Below are 7,166 nucleotides of genomic sequence, written 5' to 3' on the forward strand. Positions count from 1 at the left end.
TCAAACTTTCATTTATAGTTGTTCCATGGTGGCAGACATGACCTTTAGTACATCAACTGTTTCTGCTACATCATGAACACGAATAATCTGCGCGCCTTGTTGTGCCGCAATAAGCGCACATGCAAGACTACCCGCTAGGCGCTGGTCGGTATCGCGCCCCAGTAAATGACCTATCATGCTTTTACGAGATAAACCGACAAGTACGGGTAAATGAAATTCATGTAATGCCGGCAACATGGCTAATAGTCGATAATTATGCGCTAAAGTTTTACCAAAGCCAAAGCCCGGATCAAGGATTAGGCGTTCACGCTCAATACCCGCGGCTTCACAATACGCGATACGCAATTCGAAAAATGCGGCAACCTCGTCTACTACATCATCATATACTGGTGCATCTTGCATTGTCTGTGGTTCGCCTTGCATGTGCATTAAGCAAATAGGCACATCAAGCGATGCTGCCATGGCTAACGCGCCCGGCGCTTGCAACGCTCTTACATCATTAATTAAGTTGGCACCTGCATTCACTGCGGCTTCCATCACTTCGGGTTTGCTGGTATCAATTGAAATCCACACATCATGTTTTTTAGCGGTATATTCAATAATGGGCAGCACTCGTGCGAGCTCTTCTGCCACAGAAACTTCAGCAGCCCCTGGGCGAGTCGATTCACCGCCAACATCAATCACTAATGCACCTTGTTCAACCATATGGTCAACATGACGACAAGCCTGTTCAAAACCAGTATAAGCACCCCCATCAGAAAATGAATCCGGTGTGACATTGACGATACCCATAACAACAGGCGCTGATAAATCGAGGGTTTTATTGGCATGAGTAAATTGAAACACTGGGATGTCCTACAATAAGATTAAAAACAAGAAAACCCCTTTCGGGGTTTTCTTTATTAGCGAGTATATTTATTTAGCAGGTGATTCATCTGCATCATTAATATCAGCCTTTGGTGCTTCTTCAGGCTTTTCGTCTTCAACTTTTGGGGCGCTATTTCCGCCATCTTTGTCGTCAGACGATTCATCCTTTTGCCATTCGGCTGGCATCCGTACTTCACGGCGATTCATCAAATCATCAATTTGCAATGAATCAATCGTTTCGTATTTCATCAAAGCATCTTTCATCGCGTGTAAAATATCCATGTTGTCAGTCAACATAGTTTGCGCGCGTTGATAGTTTTTATCGATAAAGACTTTGATTTCAGAATCAATAAGCGATGCAGTATCACCTGACATGGCTTTAGATTTACCCATACTGCGACCTAAGAACACTTCGTTGTCTTCTTCGGCGTACAATAATGGACCTAATTTGTCTGAAAAACCCCATTGAGTGACCATATTACGCGCAATTGATGTCGCGTATTTGATGTCTTGGGAAGCACCGGTAGACACTTTGTCACTACCATAAATAAGCTCTTCTGCTAAACGTCCGCCATAAGCAACCGAAATTTGTGACTCTAACTTGCGACGACTTTGGCTAATGGCATCAGCTTCAGGTAAGAAGAAGGTCACACCCAACGCACGGCCGCGAGGGATAATCGTCACCTTATGCACAGGATCATGCTCAGGAACTAAACAGCCTACAATTGCGTGGCCAGCTTCATGGTAAGCGGTCATTTCTTTTTCAGACTCAGACATCACCATCGAGCGGCGCTCAGCACCCATCATGATTTTATCTTTAGCGCGCTCAAACTCTTCCATGCCAACAACACGGCGGTTGCCACGTGCAGCAAAAAGTGCGGCTTCGTTAACCAAGTTGGCTAAATCAGCACCAGAAAACCCAGGAGTACCACGGGCAATCACACTGGCTTTAACATCGTCAGATAGTGGCACTTTACGCATGTGCACTTTTAAAATCTGCTCACGACCACGTACATCCGGTAAGCCTACAACCACTTGACGGTCAAAACGACCAGGACGAAGTAATGCAGAGTCTAATACGTCTGGACGGTTAGTCGCAGCAATAACGATAATACCTTCATTACCTTCAAAGCCATCCATTTCAACCAACATTTGGTTTAATGTTTGTTCGCGCTCATCATGACCACCACCGACACCCGCGCCACGCTGGCGACCTACTGCGTCAATTTCGTCAATAAAGATAATACAAGGCGCAGATTTTTTAGCTTGTTCAAACATGTCACGCACACGAGATGCACCAACACCCACAAACATTTCTACGAAATCAGAACCAGAAATAGTAAAGAAAGGCACCTTAGACTCGCCAGCAATCGCTTTAGCAAGTAATGTTTTACCGGTACCAGGTGGTCCCACCATTAACACGCCCGTAGGAATACGACCGCCTAACTTTTGGAACTTTGTTGGATCACGTAAGTAATCAACCAGTTCTTTTACTTCTTCTTTTGCTTCATCACAACCCGCAACATCAGCAAAGGTGGTTTTAATTTGATCTTCGCTCATCAGCTTGGCTTTACTCTTACCAAACGACATTGCGCCTTTACCGCCACCGCCTTGCATTTGTCGCATGAAGAAAATCCATACACCAATCAGCAGTAACATAGGGAACCATGAAATAAAGATTTGAGTTAAGAAGCTAGACTCTTCAGCTTCCTGACCTTTCATGGTGATGCCTTTGCGGTCAAGATCGTTAATTAAGTCTTGATCATACATCGGCATGATAGTGGTGAACTTCTCGCCAGTACGTTTAGTACCTTCAATCGTTCGTTGGTCGCTTTTAACTTCGACCGTGTTGATTTGACCATTTCGAACATTGTCCAAAAAGGCGGAGTAATCCATCTTCTGCGAATTCGAAGAAGAGGGGGAATAACCCTGAAACACTGACATCAACACAACAGCGATGACAACCCAGAGTATTAAATTTTTTGCCATGTCACTCAAATTACTAGACCTCTTAACAGTCCTGCGATTATTAACGTTAGACTACTACAACTTGTAACCAGTCGCCACTAGATAGACTTCTCGAGAGCGAGCTCTAGAGGAGTCTGGTTTACGGGTTTTTACTACTTTGAATGCCTCTTTGACTGTTTTCATGTACTCGTCAAAGCCCTCCCCCTGAAAGACCTTAACAGCAAAACAGCCATTAGGCGCCAACACTTGATGACACATATCTAGTGCTAATTCCACTAAATACATAGCCCTAGGTTGGTCTACAGCATCCGAACCACTCATATTCGGTGCCATATCTGATAGTACCACATCCACTTTATCTTGCCCTACTCGGTCAAGCAATGCTTGTAATACTTTGTCTTCTCTAAAATCACCCTGAAGAAAATCAACACCCACAATTGGATCCATGGGTAAAATATCACACGCGATAACTTTACCTTTTTCACCCGCTAATTTAACAGCGACTTGTGACCATCCTCCAGGAGCTGCACCTAAATCAACAACCGTCATACCGGTTTTAATTAAATTATCTTTTTGTTGGAGTTCTTCTAACTTAAATGCCGCACGTGAACGAAGTCCGCGCTTTTGCGCCAATTTCACATAGTGATCATCAAAGTGTTCTTGCATCCAACGAGCAGAACTCGCCGTACGTTTTTTGGTTACCATTTAAATTCCGCAACGATTCAGAGTTACATAAGCTTTATATAAGGGTAGAATACCGGTTTTTCAACAGTAACTCAGAAAAAGTTGGTACAAATGAACTTAACAACCAAACAAAAACAGCATTTAAAAGGTCTGGCGCACAGTCTAAAGCCAGTGGTGCTGCTTGGTGGCAACGGACTAACTGAAGGTGTTCTGGCTGAAATTGATAGCGCTCTTACTCATCATGAATTGATTAAAGTGAAAGTAGCCTCTGCAGACAGAGAGCTTAAAAATGCCATCGTTGACGCCATTGTACGTGAAACCCAGTCTGCGAAAGTGCAACTTATTGGTCATGTATTAGTTATCTTCCGTCACTCCCCAGAAATGAAGATTGCCTTGCCAAAAGCAAAGTAACACAATGTTCGATGAAAAAGCCGCTGATTTCAGCGGCTTTTTTATAAAAAATAAATTTTACTCAATATCCCTAAGGGGTATCTGGTAACGGTTCGACGATATAATGCTCAGCTTTAAGCCCTAAAAATTCCGGTAGCGTTGCCCCTACAGAAATCGATGACCAAGTCCCTGTTAAAATGCCAATAAACATCGCAATCGAAAACCCTTCAAGTGGTGCACCGCCCATCACCCATAATGCAACCACTGTTAACAATGTGGTCCCCGATGTCACCATAGTGCGTGAAAATGTAGACCCAACGGCCAAATTATTAATCTCTGACGTTCCCCATTGCGGTTTTGCGATAAGCTGTTCGCGTATTCTATCGGCAATAATGATTGAATCATTCAGCGAATAACCCAAAATGGCTAAAATTGCCGCTAATATCGTTAAGTTAAATTCCATTTGGCTTAAGGCAAAAAAGGCTAATACAAATACCACATCGTGCACTAAAGCAAATAAGGCACCAGATGCAAGACGCCATTCAAATCGGTAACTTAAGTACCCCATAATACAGAGCATTGCCACTAACAACGCTAAACTACCTTGCTCAATGAGTTCTTGGCCAACTTGCGGACCCACTATGCTGCTATTCAGTACCGTCAGCTCTGACGCTAAAGGCGCTAAGACTTGCTGTAATTCAGGACGTTGATTTTCATCAGGGATATCGGCATAACGTAATACCCAGCGTCCTGGCTCACTGGCAGAAATCACACTCACATCTTGCTGGTAGGCTGCGGTCATTAACGGTTCAATTTCGCTAACAGTAATACGTTGATCTATTTGAATCTCGGTCACTACACCACCGGTAAAATCCAATCCCCAATTAAACCCCTTTACACCTATAACGGTTAATGACAACAGCATCAACACAATTGAAATAATACTCGATGCATAACGCCATTGAGTTAAATATGGTAATTTGCTTGCTGATTTTCTCTGTTGATTGTTTGTCATGTGATTACACCTTAATCGCGCGACGAGTGTCACGGCCATACACTAAATTAATGATTGCCCTAGACGCAAAAATGCCGGTAAACATACTGGTTAATAACCCTAAACCAAGGGTTAATGCAAAGCCTTGAATCGGTCCATTACCAATTGAAAACAACACCAAAGCGGTAATCATTGTGGTGAAGTTAGCGTCGATAATGGTTGAAAAAGCGCTGTCAAAACCAACATCAATAGCGCTAGCAAAACTGCGCCCGTCAGCTAACTTATCTTTAATGCGTTCAAAAATAAGCACGTTAGTATCAACAGCCATACCGACAGTAAGCACTAACCCAGCAATGCCTGGCAGAGTCAGTACAGCACCAGGAATGAGTGCCAATAAGCCAAACAACATGACCATGTTGGCAATCAGTGCCACGTTAGCCACCCAACCTAAGCGGCGATACCAACACGCCATAAATAATAAAGTGACCGCCAGGCCTAATGCTAATGCAGCAAAACCATTAGCAATGTTTTCAGCCCCTAAGCTTGGGCCAATGGTACGTTCTTCCACTATGGTAACTGGCGCCGTCATTGAACCCGCTCGAAGCAATAGCGCCAATTGTTGTGCCTCTTGATGCGTTCCTGCACCAGTGATTTCAAATTTACTGCCTAGCTGGCTTTGAATGGTCGCAACACTAATAATTTTGGTGGTTTGCTGTGCTTGGCCTTTATCATTTCGGCTATATTCGCTATACGCTGTCGCCATCGGTTTACCGATATTGTCACGGGAAAAGTCCGACATGAGCTTGCCACCGGCGGAATCTAAACTGATATTCACTTTTGACATCCCAAAGTCACCCACAGCGGCACGAGCATCAACAATATGATCGCCACCTAATACGGGCTTGCGAGCAACATAAACCGGTTGACCGCTTTTATCTTTCAGCACGATGGCATTTACAACCCCGGTTTCTGCTACCGGGTAGAATGCTAAGCTTGCTGTCGCGCCAATGACATTTTTAGCTGTTGCAGGGTCTTGCACTCCAGGTAACTCGATGCGTATACGATTTTTGCCCTGGCGTTGCACCAAAGCTTCGGTAATACCGAGTTCTTCAATTCGGCTGCGCATAATTTGTAAGTTTTGTTGCACGGTAAGATTCGTCAGCTTTACTAGCTCACTTTCACTTAACGACACGACAAGCGTGTCTTGGTGCCCTGAGACTTGCCATAAGGGATACTGCTCGGCAATAAACTGCCTTATCAGTCCTCGCTCATCTGTTTGCGTTGACTCAATCGACACTTCAGCGCCACCAGCTTGACGTACCAGTACCCCACTAATGTGCTCTTGACGTACAAATTGCTTTACCGAGTCACTCACCATAGTCGCATGATTTTTAAATACTAAATCCAGATCGACATCAAGTAAAAATTGCACACCTCCACGTAAATCCAAACCTAATTTGATAGGTTCAAAGCCCATGTTTAATAACCAATTAGGTGCCGCGGGCGCGAGTGCCAATGTGATTTGCGCGCGATCGGCAAATACTTCTGACAAGATATTTTTAACCTGGGTTTGCTGATCAGCTTGTTGTAACACAACCAACACATTTTGCTGCTGTTGATCTATTCGTTTACTGCTGATCCCAGCGTGACTTAATACCTGATACACCTGTTCAGACGAAATAGTATTAGGGGATTTGGTCGATAGCTGCACTGCTGCATCTTCGCCATACCAAGATGGTAAAGCACTTAAAAACAGGATGATTAACGTAACGATTAACACCCAGTATTTCCACTGAGCGTATTTGTTGAGTTGCTTATTTAACGGTTTATTGTTTGATATTGATGTCATAACACTTGCTCTCACTACATCGTGACAAATCGTCACGATAAAAAATGCATAGCAAACGATATATAGCATAAGGCTATTATCTGTTCGCAATGAAATCCATTAGCCTAGCTAATAAAATTTGTAGTCAAAGAAAGGAGGTTCTAGCAGGTATGAGCGAGCACGAAGAGTTGATTCGATTCTTTCCATGCGGACATTCGAGAAGGACCAGATGCCGTAGATAACACCCAGTCTAATTGCGGACTGAAGTTAATTTGATAGCCAATTTCCAAGCTTGGGATCGGCGGAGAAACAAACTCATAAGCTAATACATAATTGGGATTAACGTCATCAGCTTGATGCTGAGCAAGATTAATAATCGTGGTAGAGCGGGCCATTACTGACCCGACCCCACACAGATCCGGACGTGCGGAACTA

General features: G+C 43.8%; 6 protein-coding genes and 1 pseudogene. 1 reads left to right on the forward strand and 6 read right to left on the reverse strand.

The genetic code is table 11. The annotated features are described in order from the left end of the window. Positions 1-12 precede the first annotated feature (12 nt). The 3 genes from folP to rlmE form a co-directional block, all read right to left on the reverse strand. On the reverse strand, positions 13-846 hold the full coding sequence (gene folP, locus IEY42_RS03275; protein ID WP_373292778.1) for a dihydropteroate synthase: 834 nt from the start codon (positions 844-846) through the stop codon (positions 13-15). A 69-nt stretch (positions 847-915) separates the two neighbouring features. Then, positions 916-2,865 carry an ATP-dependent zinc metalloprotease FtsH gene (gene ftsH, locus IEY42_RS03280; protein ID WP_188923920.1) on the reverse strand — a complete coding sequence of 650 codons (1,950 nt, stop codon included), beginning with the start codon at positions 2,863-2,865 and terminating at the stop codon, positions 916-918. A 45-nt stretch (positions 2,866-2,910) separates the two neighbouring features. After that, positions 2,911-3,540 (reverse strand): 23S rRNA (uridine(2552)-2'-O)-methyltransferase RlmE, encoded by a 630-nt coding sequence (rlmE, locus tag IEY42_RS03285; protein ID WP_188917256.1) that lies wholly within the window; start codon positions 3,538-3,540, stop codon positions 2,911-2,913. 90 nt (positions 3,541-3,630) lie between these two features. On the opposite strand from rlmE, the gene yhbY reads away from it, so the two are divergent. Further along, positions 3,631-3,930: a ribosome assembly RNA-binding protein YhbY gene (yhbY, locus tag IEY42_RS03290; protein WP_188917254.1), complete on the forward strand. Its 300-nt coding sequence runs from the start codon at positions 3,631-3,633 to the stop codon at positions 3,928-3,930. Positions 3,931-4,000: 70 nt separating this feature from the next. On the opposite strand, the gene secF is transcribed toward yhbY, so the two are convergent. The 3 genes and pseudogenes from secF to IEY42_RS03305 all read right to left on the reverse strand — a co-directional run. Next, positions 4,001-4,924: a protein translocase subunit SecF gene (secF, locus tag IEY42_RS03295; protein WP_188923921.1), complete on the reverse strand. Its 924-nt coding sequence runs from the start codon at positions 4,922-4,924 to the stop codon at positions 4,001-4,003. A gap of 4 nt (positions 4,925-4,928) precedes the next feature. Then, positions 4,929-6,752 carry a protein translocase subunit SecD gene (gene secD, locus IEY42_RS03300; protein ID WP_188923922.1) on the reverse strand — a complete coding sequence of 608 codons (1,824 nt, stop codon included), beginning with the start codon at positions 6,750-6,752 and terminating at the stop codon, positions 4,929-4,931. Positions 6,753-6,892: 140 nt separating this feature from the next. Continuing rightward, positions 6,893-7,166: pseudogene (locus tag IEY42_RS03305) on the reverse strand (hypothetical protein); the annotation flags it as partial.

Source organism: Shewanella algicola (genome assembly GCF_014648035.1).
In the GTDB taxonomy this organism is placed as follows: Bacteria; Pseudomonadota; Gammaproteobacteria; order Enterobacterales; family Shewanellaceae; genus Shewanella; species Shewanella algicola.

Bases quoted from the DNA above. Each gene is read 5' to 3' on its own strand.
- rlmE (WP_188917256.1), bottom strand. From the start codon at position 3,540: ATGGTAACCAAAAAACGTACGGCGAGTTCTGCTCGTTGGATGCAAGAA.
- yhbY (WP_188917254.1), top strand. From the start codon at position 3,631: ATGAACTTAACAACCAAACAAAAACAGCATTTAAAAGGTCTGGCGCAC.
- secF (WP_188923921.1), bottom strand. From the start codon at position 4,924: ATGACAAACAATCAACAGAGAAAATCAGCAAGCAAATTACCATATTTA.
- secD (WP_188923922.1), bottom strand. From the start codon at position 6,752: ATGACATCAATATCAAACAATAAACCGTTAAATAAGCAACTCAACAAA.